Source organism: Pseudomarimonas salicorniae, from assembly GCF_023156535.1.
Classification (GTDB): Bacteria; Pseudomonadota; Gammaproteobacteria; order Xanthomonadales; family Xanthomonadaceae; genus Pseudomarimonas; species Pseudomarimonas salicorniae.
Genome location: NZ_JALNMH010000011.1, coordinates 34060 through 54345, shown reverse-complemented (window position 1 = coordinate 54345; position 20286 = coordinate 34060). Strand labels below are relative to the sequence as shown.

Below are 20286 nucleotides of genomic sequence, written 5' to 3'. Positions count from 1 at the left end.
CGGCAAGGCTAGCCGGCCGGGGGCGGGTCATCAACGCGCGGCGGTGGCCTCGGCTTGCTTGCCGGCCGGCGCGCGGTGTTTCTCGAACCAGCCCGAGGTGTTCAGCACCTGGGCGATCATCTGGCTGGGACGCCGGTTGATCGAGTGCGAAGCGCCGGGGATGCGCACCAGGGCGGTGTCGATCTTGCGCAGCTTCAGCGCCTGGTAGTACTGCTCGGTCTCCGACATCGGCGTGCGGTAGTCGGCCTCGCCGGTGATCAGCATGGTCGGCGTACTGACCTTGCCGACGTAGCTGATCGGCGAGCGCTTCAGGTAGTGCTCGGCGTGCTCCCACGGTGGCCCGGGAAACCAGTACTGCGAAAAGTAACCGTAGGCATCGGCGGTGAGCACGAAGCTGTACCAGTTGATCACCGGCTTGGCGACCACCGCGGCGCGAAAGCGATCGGTGTGGCCGACGATCCAGGCGGTCAGGGTGCCGCCGCCGCTGCCACCGGTCACGAACAGGTTGTCCTGGTCGACGATGCCGCGCGCGATGACCGCATCGACGCCGCTCATCAGGTCGTCGAAGTCCTGGCCCGGATAGTTGTGGTGGATGAGGTTGGCGAACTCGGCGCCGTAGCTGGTGCTGCCGCGCGGATTGGCGTAGAGCACCAGATAGCCCTTGCTGGCGTACATCTGGATCTCGGGGGCGAAGCGCGGGCCGTAGTTGGCGAACGGACCACCGTGGATCTCGAGCAGCAGCGGGTAACGCTTGGCCGGGTCGTAGCCGGGCGGATAGACCAGCCAGCCCTGCACCGGGCGCCCGTCGTGCGAGGACTGCCACTCCAGGGTCTCGACCCGGCCCAGCTCGCGGCCATCGAGCAGGGTGTCATTGAGCGCGGTCAGCACCCGCGGATCGCGACCGCGGCTGACGACGGCGAGGTCGGCCGGTCGGTACGGCGTGCTGTGGGTGTAGAGCACCTGCCCACTGGCGACGTCGAAGGAGCCGCCGTCATAGGGCCGGCCCATGGCCGTGCCGCCAAGGTCGCTGGCCACCTGCTCCAGCTTGCCGCCTCGGCGGGCCACCCAGCCGATCCGGGTGACGCCGTGGTCGTCGTAGCTGAAGTAGAGGCCGCGGTCACCGTCCCAGCCGATCTGCTCGATGCTGCGGTCGAGCGACCCGGTCAGCGCCCGCGACTCGCCGGATGCAAGGTCGAGCACCGAGAGCACGCTGTTCTGGTAGCCAAGGCGCTGGTCGTCGAAGCCGACATAGGCCAGCGACTTGCCGTCCGGGGACAGCATCGGGCGGGCATCGGGGCCGTCGCGATCGGTCAGGCGGTGCAGCTTGCCCGTCGCCACCTCGACCCGATACAGGTCGCTCTCGATGGGATCATGGTCGGCGTCCTCGACCGGATTGGCCGAGAGGTAGAGCGACTCTCCGTCCGGGCTGAAGGACAGCGGCCCGGAGAAATCGAAATCGCCGCGAGTCACCTGGCGCGGCGCGCCACCCTCGGCGTCGACCACGAAGACGTGGCTGTAGCCCGGCTCGATGAAGCCGGCACCGTCGAAGCGGAAGCGGAACGTGTCGATCACCTTGACCGGGTCGGCCCACTTCGCCCCCGAGGGCGGTCGCGGCATGTCCTTGGCCAGGGTGGTCGTCTGCGCGCTGACCCGCTGGGTGAAGGCGATGCGCTTGCCGTCGGGCGACCAGACCAGGGCCCCCGGCGATCGCTCGAGCTGGGTCAGCCGGGCCGTGGCGCCGCTGTCCAGCCAGCGGACGAAGATCTGGCTGCGGCCGCCGTCGCTGCCGACGAAGGCGATGCGTCGACCGTCCGGCGACCAGGCAACGCCCGCGTCGTTGCGGTCGCCGGTGGTCAGCGGCCGCTGCTCGCCGCTGCGCAGGTCGATCCACCAAAGATTGCTGCGCCGCTGGTCCTTCTGCCGGTCGAAGAAGCTTCGCTGATAGATCGCGCTGCGCCCGTCCGGGGCCACCGCCGGGGACTCCGCCCACTGCAGGGCGAACACATCCATCGGCGCGAAGGCCGGCCTGGCAGCCAGCGGCGCCGACAGCGCAAGGGCGAGCAGGAGCAGGCTTCGGTAGGGCATCGAAGATCTCATGGCAACGGAACGATCCTCGATCCTACCGAGTGGCCGATCACGGTGGCGAGACGGGGCGCCAGCACACTGCGCCAGGCCGATCTAGTCCCCGTCCGGAGCGAGCGATGCCCAGGCCTCGTCCAGCGCCGCATAGGCCGCCGGCATCAGGGCTTCGTACCGCGCTGCGGCGGCGGGCAGGCCCAGCAGCGAATCGAAGTGCTGTGCGCGCGGCAGCAGGCGGAAGCGCAGTGCCGGGCTTCCGGCATTCGCATCGCGATAGGCCTCGGCGCTGAAGGCGGCAGGCACCAGTCCGTCCTCGGCGCCGTGCAACAGCCACAGCGGTCGGCCCTCGGCCAGGCGGCCGGCGCGGGTCTCTTCGACGGCCAGGCGCAGGGCGCGCGCATCGGCGCTGTCGCCGGTCCAGAGGGATCGCAGGCACTGTAGCCCCGGGAAATCGGGATCCTCACCCTCCCCGGGCGGTGAGGCCAGCAGGACGCCATTGCCGGGCGGGATGCCGCTGCTGTCCGACCACCACAGCGCCGGATCGGCACCCTCGCCCATCGTGTAGGCATAGCCGCAGGGCATGCTGTCGGGCCCACGCCGCAGGTAGGCGCTGGCGTAGCCCGCGCCCACTGCCCGCCACAGGTCGAGGCGAGTGCTGGCCACGGCCGCCTCCAGCGCAGCCACCGACCAGCCGGCTGCGCGCAGCCGGGCATAGGCCGCCTCGGCCGCCGAGCCGCCCTCCGATGTCTGCAGCCATCCGGCCCGTTGCAGGCTTCGGCAGCGGGCCGCGGCCGCTGCCGGATCCACTCCAAGCAGGGCCTTGGCCAGCTGCGGTGCCGCCGCAGCACAGGGCATCCAAAGCGCAGCCTCGGTGGCGTAGTCATACAGCGCGCGGCCGCCCTCGTGCGGCAATACGTTGGGGGAGACGGCCACCACCGCATTCACCGGCCAGTCGAGGGCGGCGGCCTGCAGCACGGCTCCGGCGCCGTTGGACACGCCGGTGGCGATGATGCGCCAGCGATCCGCGGACACCTCGCGGGTCGCCGGCACCAGGGCGCCGATCTGGGCCCTGGCCCATAGCGCCGCCTGGCGGACGTACTCGCCCCAGGCCGACTCCGGGTGCATCGCCGAATGCGCATGCGGAATCGCCACGTGTCTCATCGGCGACTCAAGCTCATAACGTACGGCTTCATCTTCCGCACCGGCCGGGCTGCCATCCAGCGCCGGCCCGTTGAGCCGACCGGGGGCGATCCAGTCACTGCCGGCCCCCTTGTCGGTGTAGGCGATCGCGCAACCGCGCGGCAGTCCCCAGCCGCCGGCCAGCGCGATGGCCCCGTAGATGCCGCGCGATCCGGAGCTGGCCGAGACCACCAGGCACGGCCGGCCGGCATCGAAAGACTGCGGCAGCTGCAGCATCACCCGATGCCGATGCCGACCCCGATCCAGTTCGAGCAGCGCATGCAGTTCACGACCCGGCACCGCCCCCTGGGCGAGCCGGCCGGAGCCAAGCCCGGCTTCGGAAATCGTCGTGATCCCGCGCCAGTTGGTCCACACGGCACGGCGGCGCAGGGACGCGGCGCTGCCGTCGAAGGGCGGCGGCGTCGGCGAGGCCAGTCCCTCCCAGCCCAGACCGGCGGTCAGCAGGTCATCGTCGCCCGCGTGCTGGGTCAGACGCTGGGCGAGCGGCGTCGGGCCGTCGTGGCGGACGGTCGTGGCGCAGCCGGCCTGCAGCATGCAGAGCAGGGCCGCAAACAATAACGTCGCGACGCCCTGTGATCCCGGAAACCCTCGCATGCCGCACCCTCGCCTCGATCCAGTCGCCCTGCCGCGACCGTAGTGGCACCGCGGCCGGCCGGGCATCGTACCTTGGTACAGGTCGACGCCCTGCCCGACTTGCTAAGGTTGCCGCAGCCCGCCACGGACCCGGCCGTGATCCACATCCTCATCGCAGACGACCACCCGCTGTTCCGCGCCGCGCTGGCCCAGGCGGTCAAGGCGCTGGAAGCCGACACCGAAGTGCTCGAGGCGGGCTCGCTGGCGAGCGCCCAGGCGGTGCTCGATGCCCGCCCCGGTATCGACCTCGTCCTGCTCGACCTGCACATGCCCGACAGCCACGGCCTGATGGGACTTGCCACCCTGCGCGCCGCACACCCGGCGGTGGCGGTGGCAATGATCTCTGCGGACGACGAGCCGGAAACCGTGCGGCGGGCGATGGCCTACGGTGCGGCTGGCTACATTCCGAAGCGATCCGACGGCGACCAGCTGCACGCCGCCCTGCGCACCCTGCTCGACGGCGGCGAGTACCTGCCCGATGACCTCGCCGACCGCCTCGGCGCCCTCCCCGCGTCCGACGATGACGATGATCGCACCGCCGCCCGGCTCGCCCAGCTCACTCCGCAGCAGTTCAAGGTCCTGACCCTGGTCGCCGAGGGTCGGCTCAACAAGCAGATCGCCGACGTGCTCGGCATCTCCGAGCGCACGGTCAAGGCCCATCTCAGCGCGCTGTTCGAAAAGCTCGACGTGCGCAACCGCACCCAGGCTGGTGTGCTGCTGAAGTCCCTGCAGCTTCGTGATCTGGTCCCGGCACAGCGCGACGCGCCCGCCTAGCCTATTCAGCTTCGGTCCCGATAAAGCGCTTCGATGCGCGCGGCGCGGCACAGCATCTCCTCGCGCAATACACGGGGTGCCAGCACTTCGATCTCGTCGGCGAATCCGAGCAGCAGCCCTGCCGCGTGCTCGACCGACTCCATGTCCACCTCGACCCGGCGCCAGCCGTCCGCGCCGGGCGCCGCGCACCGGATCGCCTGAGCGATCCGGTCTCCAAGCCGGTCCAGTCGGTCGTGGCTGCTGGGCGCGACCCGCAGGGTGACGGGCAGCCGCCGCAGGCTGGCCTCGAATGCTTCCACCTGGCCTTGCCAGACATCGGCCAGATTGAAGTTCTTCGGCCGGGAGAAATGCTCCGCCGCGGCTTGCGCGCTGCGAATCGAGTCGAGCCGGTAGATGCGCCGGCGACCGCGCGACTGGGCGACCAGATACCAGCGACCGGCCTTGAGCACCAGGCCCAGGGGCTCGACCTGCGCCTGGCTGCGCCGCGTCCAGCTGTCGTAATCGAGCAGCAGGCAGCGGTTCTCCCAGACGCAGCCGGCCACCACCTGCAGATGGGCGGGTACGACCGGATGCCGGTACCAGTCGAGCGGATCGAGATGGAAGCGTTCGGCCATCCGCTGCGCGGCCGGCGCGCTCGACGAGGGCATCGCGGCCAGCAGCTTCAGCCGCGCTGAGGACGCCTGCCCCGCCAGCCCCAGGTCCGCCGCGGCAGCGGGAATGCCGGCCAGCAACAGTGCCTCGGACTCCCCTTGGGTCAGGCCGGTGAGCTCGGTCCGGAAGTCACCCAGCAGGGCCACGCCGCCGTTGCGTCCGCGCTCTGAATAGACCGGGACCCCGGCTGCGCTCAGCTCGTCGATGTCGCGATAGACGGTGCGGAGGGAGACACCCAGCTCCTCCGCCAGCGCGCGGGCCGTGCAGCGCCCGCGCAGCTGCAGGGTCATCAGAACGGTGAGCAGGCGGGACGCACGCATGTCGGCAGCATGATGCTCGAATGTTGACACGGCCTGTCAACTATTCAGCGCTAGCCTGCGTCCACCTCCAACATTGCAGGCCCCACCATGAGCGACTTCTCATTCCAGACCGGCCACTGGCTGGTCCATCACCGCAAGCTCGCCGAACGCCTGGTCGGCAGCCGGACCTGGCTCGAGTTCCGCGGCACCTGCAGCGCCTGGCCGCTTCTCGATGGGATGGGCAATGTCGAGGACCAGTGGCTCGACGACCCGAGCGGCGCGTACCGGGCTGCCGCGCTGCGTCGGCGCGACCCGGACACAGGCCAGTGGTCGATCTGGTGGCATGACGGCCGCTCGGCCAGCCTCGATCCCCCCGTGGTCGGCCGGTTCGAGGCCGGAGTCGGGCGATTCTTCGCCGACGACACCCTGCGCGGAATGCCGATCAGGGTGCGGTTCGAATGGCACGATACGCATACTCCGTGCCCGCGTTGGGAGCAGGCCTTCTCCGCGGACGACGGCGCCACCTGGGAGCTCAACTGGGTGATGCGCTTCGTGCGTGCAAAGCAGGGCGTTTCACCGTATCTGGGCACGCACGGGATCTGATGCCGATTCTGCCCATTGCGACCACCGGCCGGACGCCCATGCCAGGGGATTCGATATGAACGACTACGTGCTGCTGATGTACGACGATGTCACCGATCAGGCCGCCTCGGAGGATTCCGATGCCTGGGCACGCTACCTGTCGGCCTTGCGCGGTTCGGGCTGTTTCGAGGGCGGCAGTTCCATCGGACGTGGGCTGTCCTTCAAGCGCGGCCGGCCGACGCAGGCAGCCAGCGTCAACATCAGCGGCTTCATCCGGGTTCGCGCCGAGACCCTCGAGGCGGCGGCGCGCTGGGTCGAGGGCAACCCGGTCCATGATGCCGGCGGCACGGTCGAGGTTCGCGATCTGCCACGCGACTAGCCCGGACATTTCATGAGGTCGCCATGAATCGCTTCGGTGCAAAGTGTTCGAAGCAGGGAATCACTTGCTTCCGCGGTCAAACGCCAGATGCGGGGCGATTCATGGCGACCTCGCGAAATGTCCGGGCTAGCGTCCCCCGATGGCCGCTCAGTGCCGCTGCGCGCTCGCCCAGCGACGCAGCAGGGACCGCAGGGCCAGGGGCTTGAGCGGCTTGTACAGCACCTGGCAGCCCTCGGCCTCGGCTTCCTGGCGGATGGCGGGGTCGTGGTCCGCGGTGATCAGCACGCAGGGCGCTGCGCGCAGCGCGGGCGGCCAGCCGCGCCGCAGTGCCAGTCCGGTGACGTTGTCATCCAGGTGGTAGTCGAGCAGCACGGCGTCGGGTGCAATGTGTCCATGCAGCGACTCGCGTTGGCCAAGCAGGCGCACGCGGCATCCCCAGCCTTCCAGCAGCGCCCGCATGCCGGCCGCGACCGCCGGATCGTTGTCCAGCACCCACACCGACAGATCCAGCGAGGCGCGGTGCTCCACCGCCGGCGCAGCGACAGCCTCCAGGGGACGCGCGGCCACCCGTGGCACGCGCAGCGCGAACACGCTTCCCTTCCCCGGCCAGGAGCGCAACTCGACCCGGCTGCCGAGCAGCTGGGCGATGCGCTCGGCAATCGCGAGCCCGAGGCCGAGCCCGCGTCCACCCCGGTCGAGGCGGCGGAACTCCTCGAAGATCACCTGCTGGTGCTCGCGCGCGATGCCCGGCCCCTGGTCCCAGACTTCGACACGCAGCGCGTCGCCCACCCGCCGCACGCCCAGCAGCAGTCGACCCCGCTCGGTGTAGCGCACGGCATTGGCAAGGAAGTTCTGCAGCACCCGCCGCAGCAGCTGCGGGTCTGAATGAACCCAGGCCCGCGTCGGCACGCAGCGCAGACGCAGTCCCTTCTCGCCGGCCAGCACGCCAAACTCCGAAAGCAGCGGGTCCAGCACCTCCTGCAGGGCCACGTCCACCGGTCGAGCGCGCATCGCACCCGCGCCGAGCCGCGAGATATCCAACAGCCCCGACAGCAGCGACTCGGCGGACTCGAGCGCGCCCAGCAGGTGCTCGACGTCGGCCTGTCCATCGCGCTGATCGAGCCGGCGCGACAGCGAGTGGCCGAACAGGCGCGCGGCGTTGAGCGGCTGCGCCAGATCGTGGGTGATGGTCGCCAGCAGCCGGCTCTTGGCGAGGTTGGCCTGCTCGGCCTCGCTGCGTGCCCGGTCCAGCGCGGCGGTGCGCTCCCGCACGCGCTGCTCCAGCGACTCGGCGATGCGGGTCAGTTCCGCCTCGCTGCGGCGGAAGGCGGTGACGTCGGTGAACGTGGTCAGGAAGCCGCCGCCGCTCATCGGCGCGCCGCGGATTTCGATGATCGTACCGTCGGGCAGCCGCCGTTCGCCCAGATGCGCGGTGCCGGTGCGTAGATGCTCGAGACGCTTGTCGACGGCCGGATCGTCGTCGGCATCGCCGAGCATCTCCTGGGCATGGCGGATCAGGTCCTCGATCGGCTGGCCGACGCGAAGCAGCGATTCCGGAAACCTGAACAGCTCGGCGTAGCGACGGTTCCAGGCCACGAGGCGCAGCTCGGCATCGACCACGCTGATGCCCTGGCTCATGTTCTCCAGCGCCGCCGCCAGCACCTGGCGCGAGAAGCGGGCAGCCTGCGCCGCCTCGCCCACCAGTGAAGCGACCTGCTCGATCTGCCGGTCACTGCCGACCCGCGCCGCGTCGAGCAGCAGGCGGGTCGAGGCAGCACCGATCACCGCGGTCAGCTCGTGGGCCACGCGTTCTTCCAGCTCGCCATTGGCCGCCGGCGCATCATCCAAAAGCCGCCGGGCGCGTTCGGCGCCAAGAAATCGCTGGGCGATCGGCTGCAGGGCATCGACCCCCAGCCGCGGGCCGGCGGACAGCCGGGCGCCCCCGGGCGCGAATCGCTGCACACCCGCCAATACCAGCAGGTTTACCGCCAGGCTCGACCACACCGCCAGCGACAGTGGATCGATGCCGCCGAAGCGCGCCGCGCCGACGCCAAACGGGGTCGGCCAGAGCAGCGGCAAAATCAGCACCCAGGCCCAGACCGCGAATCCGGCAACCAGCCCGGCGCCGATCGCCCGCGGCGACAGGCGCGGCCAGTACACGCCGAGCACCACCGCCGGGGCGAGCTGGGCCAGCGCCGAGAAGCTTTGCGCACCGATCTCGGCCAGCGAGTCCAGCGCGCCCAGTGCGCGCGAGTAGACATAGCCCAGCGCCAGCACCGCGGCGATGCCGATCCGCCGTACCCGGCGCACATCGCCGAGCCAGCCGTGCACCGAGCCCTGCCGGCGCAGCAGCCAGGGGGTGACCCAGTGGTTGCCGATCATGATCGACAGAGACAGGCTGGCCATGATCACCATGCCGGTGGCCGCGGCGATGCCGCCGAGAAAGGCGAGCAGGGTCAGGGTGCGGGCGTCCTCGGCCAGCGGCAGGCCGAGCACGAACAGGTCAGGGGCGAGACCGAGCGGCGACAGGCGCAGCTGCCCTGCGGCCGCCAGCGGCCAGATCGGCAGGCTGATGAGCAGCAGGAAAATGGGAAACAGCCAGCGCGCCGTGCGCAGCTGGCCGCGGTCGGCGCACTCGACGACGCCGACGTGGAACTGGTGCGGCAGGGTGAACATCGCGGTCAGGCCGAGGAAGGCCAGGGTGACGTAGGCACTCCAGCGCGGCGTCTCGCTGGCCGGCACCCCAGCCGACCACTGCGCATGCAGGTCGAGCGGCCCCTGGTACACGGCGAACACGACAAAGGCACCGACCGCCAGCATGGCCAGCAACTTGAACGCGGCCTCGAAGGCCATGGCCTGCAGCAGGCCGCGATTGGCCTCGCTGGCCGAGGTGCGGCGGGTGCCGAAGAGCATGGCGAAGGCAGCCATGATCAGGGCCACGTAGAAGGCGCTGTCCTGCCAGGCCGGCGGCTCGCTACGGCCCGCCACCAGGGCCGAGTAGCTCATCGCGACGGCCTTCAGCTGCAGGGCGATGTAGGGCAGCATGCCGAGCACGACCAGCCCGGTGACCAGGGCCGCCAATCCGCTGGACTGGCCGAAGCGCGAGGCGATGAAGTCGGCCACCGAGGTGGCATTGGCGCCCTTGGCCGTGCTCAGCAGGCGTGAGAGGAAGGGCAGCCCGAACACGTAGAGCAGGATGGTGCCGAGGAAGGTCGGCGGCAGCCACCAGCCGTAGTTCGCGCCCTGAGCCACCGTGCCGTAGAAGGTCCAGGAAGTGCAATAGATCGCCAGCGACAGCGCATAGATCAGCGCCGCGCTGCGCGCCCGCGGCACGTGCCGCTCTCCCCAGAGGGCGACAAGGAAGAGCAGGATCAGCCAGGCGACCACGCCGGCCGCAACGCCGCCCGCGCTCAACATGCGGTTTCGCCCCCCTGCCCGCCCATCGCTGCCGGGCTCAGTCCTGCAACCAGGGAACGTGGCCGGTCGCCACGTGCTGGCGCGCCGACTCGACGTTGGCGTGGGAGTCGTCGAAGAAGATGTCGGCGCCGAAGGCCTCGAGGAACGGGCCCTTGTCGCGGCCGCCGAGGAACAGCGCCTCGTCGAGGCGCACGCCCCAGTCGCGAAGGGTCAGGATGACCCGCTTGTGCGCGGGCGCCGAGCGCGCCGTGACCAGGGCCGTGCGCACCGGCGAGTTCTCCGGAGGGAAGGCCGCCTGGATCCGGTGCAGCGCGTTGAGCACGCCGCGGAACGGGCCGGCCGGCAGGGGCTCGCCAGCCTTCTCGCGCTCGTTGCGGGCAAAGGCCTCGAGGCCCTGGTCCTGGGAGATGCGCTCGCTCTGGTTGCCGAAGATCACCGCGTCGCCATCGAAGGCGATGCGCAGCTGGGTGGCATGGCCGGGCACGGTCCGCGATGGCAGCAGCGTGGCCGCGGCGACGCCGGCGTTCAGTGCGTTGCCGACGTCCTCGGGATGGGCCGACAGGAACAAGGCCGCTCCGAATGGCCGCACATACGGCCAGGGTGGCGCGCCGTTGCTGAAGGCCGCGCGGACGATGCCCAGGCCGTGGTGCTCGATGGAATTGAAGATCCGCAGCCCGGTGTCGGAAGAGTTGCGTGAGATCAGGATGACCTCGATCGGCGGCACGCCCTCCTTGCCCAGCGCGTTCAGCGCCAGCAGCTTCTTGACCAGCGGGAACGCGATCCCGGGACGCAGCACGTCGTCCTCCTTGCTGCGCTGGAACTCGGCGTAGGCCTCCAGCCCGTCACGCTCGAACAGGGTGTGCGAATCCTCGAGGTCGAACAGCGCCCTTGAGGAAATGGCGACCACGAAGGGCTCGGTGGGGGGGGGCAGCGGACTCGGCATGAGCGGCGATGGATGGGGACCCGGCCACGATAGCCGATCACCGTGACCGGGTGCGCTTCGCGCGCCCTGCCTCGCGCCCGGGGGACGCATCGCCTACCACCCCACCCGGCGCTGCGAGCTTCGCCCTTACTCCGGCAGCGCGAGGCGCACGCCAAGCTGCTGTTCGGCCTGATCGGCGAACTGGCGGGCCTGCTGCTGCAACCAGTCGTGGAAGGCAGCGATCCGCGGGCTGTCGCTTTCGGCGGGGCGGCACAGGAGGTGGTGGGCATACTCGGTCGGCCGCCAACTGGCAATCGGGTGGAGCTGGCCGCGGCGCAATGCCTCGGCCGCCAGCGAGACACGGCCCAGGCACCAGCCCGCGCCGGCGATGCAGGCGGCCAGGGCCAGCCCGCTGTCGGAGAAGCCGACGCGCTGCGTCGCCGCCCCGCGGGGCAGGCGCAGCTCGCGCAGCCAGGGCGACCAGCGCAGCCAGGTCTCGCCCTCGCCGGCGCCCAGATCTTCCAGCAAGGGCGGCGGTGACGCCTTGCCTCGCCCGCCGCCGCGCCGCGAAGGGGGTTGCGCGCTGGCCAGCACCGCCACGGCATCCCCCATCACCAGGCGACTGGAGAGTCCGGGCTCGTCTCCCGGGCCAAAGCGCAGGGCGATGTCGGCCTCGCCCTGCAGCAGGTCGACGCGTCGCGCGTCGGCCACCACCTGCAGCTGCAGCGAGGGGAAGTCGCGCAACAGCGCCGGCAGCCGCGGAGCCAGCCACCACTGTGCGGTGGACTGGGGCAAAGACAGCCGCAGGGGTCCATCGAGCTCCGGCCGCCGCAAGCGCGCGGTGGCCTCCTCGAGCAGCTGCAGTGCCTCGCCGATGCGCGCCCGGTAGCGGGCGCCTGCCGCGGTCACCGTGACCCCGCGCGTTCGCCGGTCGAACAGCGGCATGCCCAGCGCGCTCTCCAGCTCGCGAACGTGATGACTGACCGCGCCCGGGGTGACGTGGAGCTCTTCGGCCGCGCGGACGAAGCTGCCGGTCCGCGCGGCTGCCTCGAATGCGCGCAGGCTGTTCAACGGAGGCAGGCGTCCAACCATACCCTTACGACTCAGTAATTCTCATCCATAGGCGGAATACTACTCGCTTGAAGTGAGAATTCCTCACCCTGAGAATTCCTCCAGATTCTTCAGGAGCGCGCCATGAACCCTTCTTCCCTGTATCGCCTCAGCGCCTTCACCGACCAGCCCGATGGCGGCAACTGCGCGGGCGTCTGGCTGGGCGAGGTCCTGCCCCCGGCGGCCGTGATGCAGGCCATCGCGGCCGAGGTCGGCTTCTCCGAGACCGCTTTCGTCGCCCCGGCCAGCGGCGCGGCGCGGCAGATCCGCTACTTCAGCCCCCAGGCCGAGGTCAGCTTCTGCGGCCACGCGACCATCGCAGCCGGTGCACTGATCGGCCGGCTGAGCGGGGCCGGCACGTACGTTCTGTCGACGGCCGCGGGTGAGGTCGAAGTGCACAGTGAGGCCGGTCCGCGGCGCTGGCGCGCCAGCCTGCTGTCGGTGGCAACGCGCCATATCGCGCCGCCCGCTTCCCTGCTCGATGGCGCGCTCGGCCTGCTCGGCTGGCGACGCGACCAGCTGGACGCGGCCATTCCGCCTGCCGTGGCCTATGCCGGCGCCTGGCACCTCGTGTTGGCGACCCGGGATGCCGACAGGTTGGCCCATCTGGAGTACGACTTCGAGGCCCTGCGAACGCTGATGCTGGAGCACGGCCTGACCACACTGCAGCTTGTCCGAGCGGAGGGCCCCGGGCGCTTCGAATCGCGCAATCCGTTTCCGGTCGGCGGGATGTTCGAAGACGCCGCCACCGGCGCCGCGGCCGCCGCCCTGGGTGGCTACCTGCGTGACGCTGGCCTGCTCGCAGCGCCGGCCCGCCTGCAGATCCGTCAGGGCCACCATATGGGCCGGCCCAGCCTGATCGACGTCGAGATCCCGGTCGCAGGCGGCGTGCGAGTCTCGGGCGAGGCGGTCGAGCTGGACGACCTGCCGGTCGCCGCAGCCTGAGGTCCCTGCCCCGCACGCGGCCACCTGCCTTCACCCCTCTCGTGTGCGCGGATCCCGCGATGGGGAGGAGGCAGGCCGCGTGAATCAGTCTGGATATGCCGTGATCGCCCCGACCTGGCGGCAGACGCCGCCTACGCCGTGGGACCCGTCGGATCGGATGCGTGAGGCGGCACGGCGCGGTGGCAGCCCCCCGATCGCGGGCCCACAGCATGCCTTTCGACTCCTCCTCGACTCTCCCTAGCATTTCACGCGCTCCGGGGCAGCAGAGGAGTAGCCTCGGAGCTCCCTGGATCTGGGGAGTTCGAACATGTTCACTGGCAACAAGACGCTGGCAATTGCTGCAGCGCTCGCACTCGGTGCGACAGCGCCGTCGGGGGCGCAGGATCTTGGCTTCACCTACGTCGAAGGCGGCATCATCGCCGGCTTCGTCAATGACGTTGAGAATTCCGGAACGATCAACGGCGCCGGCAGCGCGTTGGAGCTGGAAACCGATGCCGGCGGCGGCGGCTTCATCGGCGGCGCGTGGCAGTTCGGCGAGCGCTTTCACCTGTTCGGCGATTATTCGTCGACCAGTCAGGACCTCGAGGTCAGCGACGGCAGCTCTACGGTCGAGGGTGATTTCGATCTTGTGCGCTGGCGCATCGGTGTCGGCTATGCGTACCCGATATCCGACGCGACGCGCTTCTATGGCCGCCTCAGCTTCGACAACGCCGAGCTCGACAACGTGAAGGTCGCCGGCTTCGATCTTGCCGCCGACCTTGACGACGATGGTCTCGGCGGCGAGCTCGGCATGATCTGGGCGGCCACGCCCGACATCCAGGTTCAGGGCCACCTACGCTACACCTCGGTCGGCGAGGTCGCCGGCGGGGGGTCCGACGCCTTCGACTCCGACATCCTAGTCGGCCTGAACGGCCGCTGGTTCTTCCGACCGGGCATCGCACTGATCACGGGATACGAGCTGGGCAAGATCACGACCTGGAACGTCGGCCTGCGGTTCTCGTACTGAAGCCCACCGCTCCGCCGCTCCTGCCCCGGCGAGCACGGCTCACCACCGAACGGCGGGGGCGGGCGCGAAGCAGACATTCCACAACACCCGAATGTAGGAGCCAGCTTGCTGGCGATCGTCCCATCCGGGGCGCCTATCGCCAGCAAGCTGGCTCCTACAGCGGGGCCGGGGCGAATGCGAACTTCGCGCCCGTTGCTGCCTGCCACGCGCGCGGCGCCCAGCGCCGGGTCTAGCTCGCGAACTGCTCGTCGAGGATGCGCTCCTCAAGGTTGTGCTCGGGGTCGAACAGCAGGGTCACGGTGCGGTCCTGCGATTCCCTGACCCTTACCTCCACCACGTCGCGGACCTCGGAGGAATCCGCGGTCACGCTGACCGGCCGCTTGTAGTGATCGAGGATCTCGAAGCTGACTTCCGTGTCCGAGCGCAGGATCGCCCCACGCCAGCGCCGTGGGCGGAAGGGGCTGATCGGCGTCATCGCCAGCGTGCGGCTTTCCAGCGGCAGGATCGGGCCGTGGGCGGACAGGTTGTAGGCCGTGCTGCCGGCCGGCGTCGAGACCAGCACGCCATCGCAGACCAGCTCGTCGAGGCGCTTGGTGCCATTGAGGGTGATGCGGATCTTGGCCGCCTGCTTGCTCTGCCGCAGCAGGGACACCTCGTTGTAGGCAAAGGCCGTGACCGTACTGCCGGCCTCGCTGACCGCCTGCATCTCCAGCGGTTTGAGCACCGCCGGCTGGGCGCGATGGATACGCTCGAACAGGTCGTCCGGCCGATGCTGGTTCATCAGGAATCCGACCGTCCCGGACTTCATGCCGTACACCGGCTTGTTGAGATCGCGGTGTCGATGCAGGGTGCGCAGCATGAAACCATCGCCGCCCAGCGCGACGATGACGTCGCAGTCATCGATGCCATGCGCGCCGTAGCGCGCTTCGTAGCGGGTCTTCTGCGCCTGCGCCTCGGCCACGCTGCTGGCAAGGAAGGCAATACGCGGCGGGGTCGACATCGGCAGCTCCGGTAAGGGTGGGCGACGGCGCGAGGTTCCGCGACCGCCCAAGGGTGCCGAACCGGCCGCCCCTTGCCAAGGGCGGCCGGAGATTGCGCTGCTTAACGCGCGCTGGCGGCGGCCAGCTGGGCGAGGCGGCGCACCGCCACCTGGACGGTTGGATAGTCCGTGCTGCGCTGGCTGCGGATCTCGGCGAACATCTGCAGGGTGAAACGCAGGGCCTGGTCATCGCGCGCCGTCCACTTCGCCACGACCTTGTCCGCCGACACCTTGCCGATGCCGAGCAACTGGGCCACCAGCGCGCCCTGCTGGGCCTGCAGTTCGTCGCGCAGTGCGCCGCGGGCCAGAGCATGCCAGCGCCCCTCCACCGGCAGCTCCTCGATGCGCTGAAGCAGCCAGTGGGTGTGCAGGCTCTGGCCAAGATCGGAGTGCACCCGGGCGACATCGAGCACGCTGCGCTCATGCTCCAGCGCCACCTCGATGATATGCAGGGCCTGACCCAGGAAGGGCAGCAGGGCGAGCCGCTCGGCGAGGTTCTGCGGGAAGCCCGCCTCGCACCAGCGCTGACGCTCGCTCTTGAACTGCTCGAGGTCCTCGCCGCCCAGCGTCTTGCCGAGCATGGCGCGCATCTCGATCATGCCCGGCAGGTAGCGGGCGACCTCGGCGGCGATGTCTCCGCGTCGCCCAGGCTTCTGCAGCAGCCAACGGGTCTGCGCGCGGAGTACGCTCCAGATCAGCATCAGGGCATCGATCTGGGCCGCCTCGGTGACCTTGCCGTCGAGCGCGTCGATCTCGCTCCAGGCAGTGCGCGCATCGAGCACCTCGCGGGCAATCGTATAGGCCTTGGCGATCTCGGCCGGCGACTCGCCGGTATCCTCCTGCATGCGCAACATGAAGGTCGCGCCCATGCGGTTCACCAGTGAATTGGTCACCGCGGTGGCGATGATCTCCCGGCGCAGGCGATGGCCTTCCATGTGCTGCTTGAAGCGCTCACGCAGTGGCTCGGGGAAGTAGCGGGCCAGCTCCTTGGACAGGAACGGATCCTCCGGCACTTCGGACTCCAGCAGCTGCTGGTAGAGCACGATCTTGTCGTAGGACAGCAGGATCGACAGCTCTGGCCGGGTCAGGCCCTGGCCGCGCAGCTTGCGCTCGGAGAACTCCGAATCCGAGGGCAGGAACTCCAGCGCGCGGTCGAGCAGGCCCCGCGACTCGAGGATGCGGATGAAGTGCTGCAGCGAACCCAGGCGTTGGGCGCTCATCCGCTCCATGACGCTGATTGCCTGGTTCTGCCGGTAGTTGTCGAACAGCACCAGCTGCTCGACCTCGGCAGTCATCTGGGCGAGCAATACGTTGCGCGCCTCGACATCCATCTCCGAGCGGGCCACGGCCTCGTTGAGCAGGATCTTGATGTTGACCTCGTGGTCCGAGGTGTCGACGCCGGCCGAGTTGTCGATGAAGTCGGTGTTGAGCAGGACCCCGTGCTGGGCCGCCTCGATGCGCCCCTTCTGGGTCATGCCGAGGTTGCCGCCCTCGCCCACCACCCGGCAGCGCAACTCGGCGCCATTGACGCGGATCGCGTTGTTCGCGCGGTCGCCGACGTCGGCGTGGGTCTCGTCCTGCGACTTGACGTAAGTGCCGATGCCGCCGTTCCAGAGCAGGTCGACCGGCGCACGCAGGATGGCGCTCAGCAGTTCGTTCGGGCTCATCGCGCCGACCGAGGGGTCGATTCCCAGCGCTTCCTTGGCCTCGGCAGACAGGGTGATGGTCTTGGCGCTGCGCGGCCAGACGCCGCCGCCGGCCGAGATCAGCGACTTGTCATAGTCCTCCCACGACGAGCGAGGCAGCTTGAACATGCGCTCGCGCTCGACGAAGGAACGTGCCGAATCCGGGTTCGGATCGATGAAGATGTGCCGGTGGTCGAACGCCGCGATCAGGCGGATGTGCTTCGAGAGCAGCATTCCGTTGCCGAACACGTCGCCGGACATGTCGCCGACGCCAACACAGGTGAAATCCTCGCTCTGCGAGTCGCGGCCCATGGCGCGGAAGTGGCGCTTGACCGACTCCCAGGCGCCCTTGGCGGTGATGCCCATGCCCTTGTGGTCGTAGCCCACCGAACCACCGGAGGCGAAGGCGTCGCCCAGCCAGAAGCCGTGCTCGGCGGAGATCGAGTTGGCGATGTCCGAGAAGGTCGCGGTGCCCTTGTCCGCAGCCACGACCAGGTAGGGGTCGTCGGCGTCGTGGCGGACCACGTCACGCGGCGGAACCACCTTGCCCTCGACCAGGTTGTCGGTGATGTCGAGCAGGCCATTGATGAACATGCGGTAGCAGGCAATGCCTTCGGCCAGCACGGCGTCGCGGTCGCCGCTGATCGGCGGCCGCTTGACGAAGAAGCCGCCCTTGGCACCGACCGGCACGATGACCGTGTTCTTGACCATCTGCGCCTTGACCAGGCCGAGCACCTCGGTGCGGAAGTCCTCGCGCCGGTCCGACCAGCGCAGGCCGCCGCGGGCCACCGGCCCGAAACGCAGGTGCACGCCCTCGACCCGCGGGCCGTAGACGAAGATCTCGCGGTACGGACGCGGCTTGGGCAGGTCCGGCACCTTGGACGGATCGAACTTGAAGGCGATGTAGTTGGCGTACTGGCCGTCCGGCTTCTGGTAGAAGCTGGTGCGCAGGGTCGCATTGATGATGGCGATGAAGCTGCGCAGGATGCGGTCGTCGTCGAGCGACTGCACGCGGTCCATCAGCTGGTGCAGGGCGTCCTCGACCGAGCGCATCTGGGTGGCGCGGTCCTGGCCCCGCAGTTCGACCAGGGCATCGATCACCGAGGCATCGACCGGGCGCTGCGCGGCCACCGCTTCGAGCTGGGCCCGGAAGGCGGCCTGGCCGGCCTTGATCTCCTCCGGGCTCTCGTTGCCGGTGGCGGGGTGGAACTTGGCCTCGAACAGCTCGACCAGCAGCCGCGACATCAGCGGGTAGCGGGCCAGCGACTCCTCCATGTAGGGCTGGGAGAACGGCACGCCGGTCTGCAGCAGGTACTTGCAGTAGCCGCGGAGCATGGCGACCTGGCGCCAGTCGAGGTTGGCGTTGAGGATCAGCCGGTTGAAGCCGTCATTCTCGGCATTGCCGCGCCAGATCTGCTCGAAGGCGTCCTCGAACGGGCCACGCAGGGCATCGACGTCGATGGCCTCGAAACCGACCTGCTCCAGCGCGGTCATGATCTCGAAGTCCTGGATGTAGATCGACTCCCCGGCGACCTCGACCTCGTAGGGATGCTCGGAGAGCACCCTGACGCCCATGTTCTCCATGATCGGCAGGGCCTCGGACAGCACCAGCGGGGTGGCGTAGCGGAACAGCTTGAAGCGCAGCCGCTCGTGTTCGGCCCGCGAGGTACGGTAGAGCTTGAGGCGCAGGTCCTCGGGACCGTGGAGCGAGGCGACCTGCTCCACGTCCTCCGCAGCGACATGCGGCGAGACCTGCTCGACGTAGCCGGCCGGCAGCGCCTTGCCATAGCGGCTGAACAGTTTGATGCCGCGAGGCTCGCCGTGCTGGGCGACCAGCTGGTCGCGGAGTTCGTCCTGCCAGTTGCGGACGATCTGCGCGAGCTCGGCTTCCAGGGCCGGCGTGTCGACCTCGACCTCGTGGCCGGCCTTGGGCCGGATCAGCAGGTGCAGCTGGGCCAGCGTCGATTCGCCGACCTGCACCGTGGTATCCAGGCGCTCGCCGTGCAGCGCCTCGCGCAGCATCGCCTCGATGCGCCGACGCACCTCCGTGTTGAAGCGGTCGCGCGGGATGTAGACCAGCACCGAGAAGAAGCGGCCATACCGGTCACGACGCAGGAACAGCTTGGTCCGCGCCCTCTCCTGCAGACCGAGGATGCCGATGGCCGTGCGGAACAGCTCGTCCTCGGTGGACTGGAACAGCTCGTCACGCGGCAGACTCTCGAGGATGTGGCGCAGGGCCTTGCCCGAATGGCTGTTCGAGGGCAGCTCCGAGCGCTGCATCACCGCGTCGAAGCGGCGCCGCACCAGCGGGATGTCCCATGGCCGGCGGTTGTAGGCGCTGGATGTGTAGAGACCGATGAAGCGCTGCTCGGCGATCGGCTCGCCCTGCTCGTTGAAGCGCAGGATCCCGATGTAGTCCATGTAACCCGGGCGATGCACGCTGGAGCGTGCATTGGTCTTGGTCAGGATCAGCGCCTCGGCGGCGCCCGACTGCGGCAGTTCGTGCGCCGCAAGGCTCTTCACCGAACGCGAGCTGGATCCGCGACTGGCGGCGCCAAGCAGGCCAAGCCCGGTGCCGTCGACTGCGCGCAGCACGTCCTCCCCGTCCTGCTGCTCGACCGCATACTCCCGATAGCCGAGGAAGGTGAAGTGGTCATCGGCGATCCAGCGAAGGAACTCCACTGCCTCGGCGCGGCCGCCATTGCCATCCGGCACCGGCCTCGAGGCCAGCTCCTCGGCGCAGTCACGCATCCGGTCGCGCATCTTGGCCCAGTCGCGCACGCAGGCGCGGACATCGCCCAGTGCAGCGCTGATGGCCGCCTCGAAGCGGCGCAGGTCCTCGGCCTCGGCCTGACGGTCGATCTCGATGTGCATCAGGGACTCGGCGCGGCCCTTGCCATCGATGCCGAGCAGGTGGCCGGCCGGATCCCGCAGGGCGTGCAGCACGGGGTGGATCATGGCGTGAACCAGGGCGTCGTTCTGGGTGATCGCCATGCTCACCGAGTCGACCAGAAAGGGCATGTCGTCATTGACGATCTGGATGACGGTGTGGGAACTCTCCCAGCCGTGATCCTCGAGAGTCGGGTTGAAGATGCGGATCTTCGGGGTGTCGACCTTGCGGTCACGGAGGAAATCCAGGAACCCGCACAGCAGGCTGGACCACTGCTCGGCGCTGCGGCTGCCGAAGTCGTCGACATTCACCCGTCGACAGAAGGCCTCCGCAAGCGCGGTGGCGTCCTTGTGGCGGGGGGCGGGAAGGCGCTTGCAGACGGCAGCGATGACGGCGTCGAGCGGATTGCTCGGGGACGCGGCGACAGCATTCATTGCGGGCTCGGAAAGGGGGCCGTGAAAGGTGCGCGAAGTCTAGCGCCCGGGCGCTCCTGCGGCCATAACAACAACCACTCCCGAAGCGCTTCCGCTGCATCTCCCAACAACCACGACGCCGCTCCGCGCCCCCGCTCCGTCAGGTCGCGCAATGCCTGCCGACGGCTGCTGAACCCTGACCCAACGCGAACCCCTGTGCAGCGCGACGCGGAGCCGGCGGGGCCGATGCTGCAGCGCACGA

13 protein-coding genes are annotated in these 20286 nt (G+C 69.5%); 5 read left to right on the top strand and 8 right to left on the bottom strand.

Features of this window, described 5'->3' with window-relative positions:
• Positions 1-30 precede the first annotated feature (30 nt).
• On the bottom strand, positions 31-2097 hold the full coding sequence (locus tag M0G41_RS13410) for a S9 family peptidase (RefSeq protein WP_248210241.1): 2067 nt from the start codon (positions 2095-2097) through the stop codon (positions 31-33).
• An 81-nt stretch (positions 2098-2178) separates the two neighbouring features.
• The gene (locus tag M0G41_RS13405) at positions 2179-3873 is read right to left on the bottom strand and encodes a 3-hydroxybutyrate oligomer hydrolase family protein (RefSeq protein ID WP_248210240.1); all 1695 of its coding nucleotides are present in this window, start codon (positions 3871-3873) and stop codon (positions 2179-2181) included.
• 135 nt (positions 3874-4008) lie between these two features.
• Here M0G41_RS13405 and M0G41_RS13400 point away from each other — a divergent pair, with 135 nt between their 5' ends.
• Positions 4009-4686, top strand: a complete 678-nt coding sequence (locus M0G41_RS13400; RefSeq protein WP_248210239.1) for a response regulator — start codon at positions 4009-4011, stop codon at positions 4684-4686.
• 5 nt (positions 4687-4691) lie between these two features.
• Here M0G41_RS13400 and M0G41_RS13395 read toward each other — a convergent pair whose 3' ends face one another.
• Entirely contained in the window at positions 4692-5657 is a 966-nt protein-coding gene (locus M0G41_RS13395; protein ID WP_248210237.1) for a helix-turn-helix transcriptional regulator, read from the bottom strand.
• 87 nt (positions 5658-5744) lie between these two features.
• Between M0G41_RS13395 and M0G41_RS13390 the strand changes: the two genes are divergently transcribed.
• Positions 5745-6239, top strand: coding sequence for a hypothetical protein (locus tag M0G41_RS13390; protein WP_248210233.1), 495 nt, complete (start codon positions 5745-5747; stop codon positions 6237-6239).
• A gap of 55 nt (positions 6240-6294) precedes the next feature.
• On the top strand, positions 6295-6597 hold the full coding sequence (locus M0G41_RS13385) for a YciI family protein (RefSeq protein ID WP_248210232.1): 303 nt from the start codon (positions 6295-6297) through the stop codon (positions 6595-6597).
• A gap of 147 nt (positions 6598-6744) precedes the next feature.
• Here the strand turns inward: M0G41_RS13385 and M0G41_RS13380 are convergent, their stop codons facing one another.
• The 3 genes from M0G41_RS13380 to M0G41_RS13370 form a co-directional block, all read right to left on the bottom strand.
• Entirely contained in the window at positions 6745-10014 is a 3270-nt protein-coding gene (locus M0G41_RS13380) for a PAS domain-containing hybrid sensor histidine kinase/response regulator (protein WP_248210231.1), read from the bottom strand.
• Positions 10015-10051: 37 nt separating this feature from the next.
• Positions 10052-10957 carry a 5'-nucleotidase gene (locus M0G41_RS13375; RefSeq protein ID WP_248210230.1) on the bottom strand — a complete coding sequence of 302 codons (906 nt, stop codon included), beginning with the start codon at positions 10955-10957 and terminating at the stop codon, positions 10052-10054.
• A 126-nt stretch (positions 10958-11083) separates the two neighbouring features.
• Positions 11084-12007 carry a LysR substrate-binding domain-containing protein gene (locus M0G41_RS13370; RefSeq protein WP_248210228.1) on the bottom strand — a complete coding sequence of 308 codons (924 nt, stop codon included), beginning with the start codon at positions 12005-12007 and terminating at the stop codon, positions 11084-11086.
• A gap of 123 nt (positions 12008-12130) precedes the next feature.
• On the opposite strand from M0G41_RS13370, the gene M0G41_RS13365 reads away from it, so the two are divergent.
• Entirely contained in the window at positions 12131-12991 is an 861-nt protein-coding gene (locus tag M0G41_RS13365) for a PhzF family phenazine biosynthesis protein (protein WP_248210226.1), read from the top strand.
• A 307-nt stretch (positions 12992-13298) separates the two neighbouring features.
• On the top strand, positions 13299-13997 hold the full coding sequence (locus M0G41_RS13360) for an outer membrane beta-barrel protein (protein WP_248210225.1): 699 nt from the start codon (positions 13299-13301) through the stop codon (positions 13995-13997).
• A 229-nt stretch (positions 13998-14226) separates the two neighbouring features.
• Here M0G41_RS13360 and M0G41_RS13355 read toward each other — a convergent pair whose 3' ends face one another.
• Both M0G41_RS13355 and M0G41_RS13350 read right to left on the bottom strand, forming a co-directional pair.
• On the bottom strand, positions 14227-14997 hold the full coding sequence (locus tag M0G41_RS13355; RefSeq protein WP_248210223.1) for an NAD kinase: 771 nt from the start codon (positions 14995-14997) through the stop codon (positions 14227-14229).
• Positions 14998-15098: 101 nt separating this feature from the next.
• Positions 15099-20045, bottom strand: a complete 4947-nt coding sequence (locus M0G41_RS13350; RefSeq protein WP_248210220.1) for an NAD-glutamate dehydrogenase — start codon at positions 20043-20045, stop codon at positions 15099-15101.
• Positions 20046-20286: the final 241 nt, after the last annotated feature.

Coding starts and splice junctions, on each gene's coding strand:
- M0G41_RS13410 (WP_248210241.1), bottom strand. CDS start 2,097: ATGAGATCTTCGATGCCCTACCGAAGCCTGCTCCTGCTCGCCCTTGCG.
- M0G41_RS13380 (WP_248210231.1), bottom strand. CDS start 10,014: ATGTTGAGCGCGGGCGGCGTTGCGGCCGGCGTGGTCGCCTGGCTGATC.
- M0G41_RS13385 (WP_248210232.1), top strand. CDS start 6,295: ATGAACGACTACGTGCTGCTGATGTACGACGATGTCACCGATCAGGCC.
- M0G41_RS13350 (WP_248210220.1), bottom strand. CDS start 20,045: ATGAATGCTGTCGCCGCGTCCCCGAGCAATCCGCTCGACGCCGTCATC.
- M0G41_RS13390 (WP_248210233.1), top strand. CDS start 5,745: ATGAGCGACTTCTCATTCCAGACCGGCCACTGGCTGGTCCATCACCGC.
- M0G41_RS13405 (WP_248210240.1), bottom strand. CDS start 3,873: ATGCGAGGGTTTCCGGGATCACAGGGCGTCGCGACGTTATTGTTTGCG.
- M0G41_RS13365 (WP_248210226.1), top strand. CDS start 12,131: ATGAACCCTTCTTCCCTGTATCGCCTCAGCGCCTTCACCGACCAGCCC.
- M0G41_RS13395 (WP_248210237.1), bottom strand. CDS start 5,657: ATGCGTGCGTCCCGCCTGCTCACCGTTCTGATGACCCTGCAGCTGCGC.
- M0G41_RS13360 (WP_248210225.1), top strand. CDS start 13,299: ATGTTCACTGGCAACAAGACGCTGGCAATTGCTGCAGCGCTCGCACTC.
- M0G41_RS13355 (WP_248210223.1), bottom strand. CDS start 14,997: ATGTCGACCCCGCCGCGTATTGCCTTCCTTGCCAGCAGCGTGGCCGAG.
- M0G41_RS13375 (WP_248210230.1), bottom strand. CDS start 10,957: ATGCCGAGTCCGCTGCCCCCCCCCACCGAGCCCTTCGTGGTCGCCATT.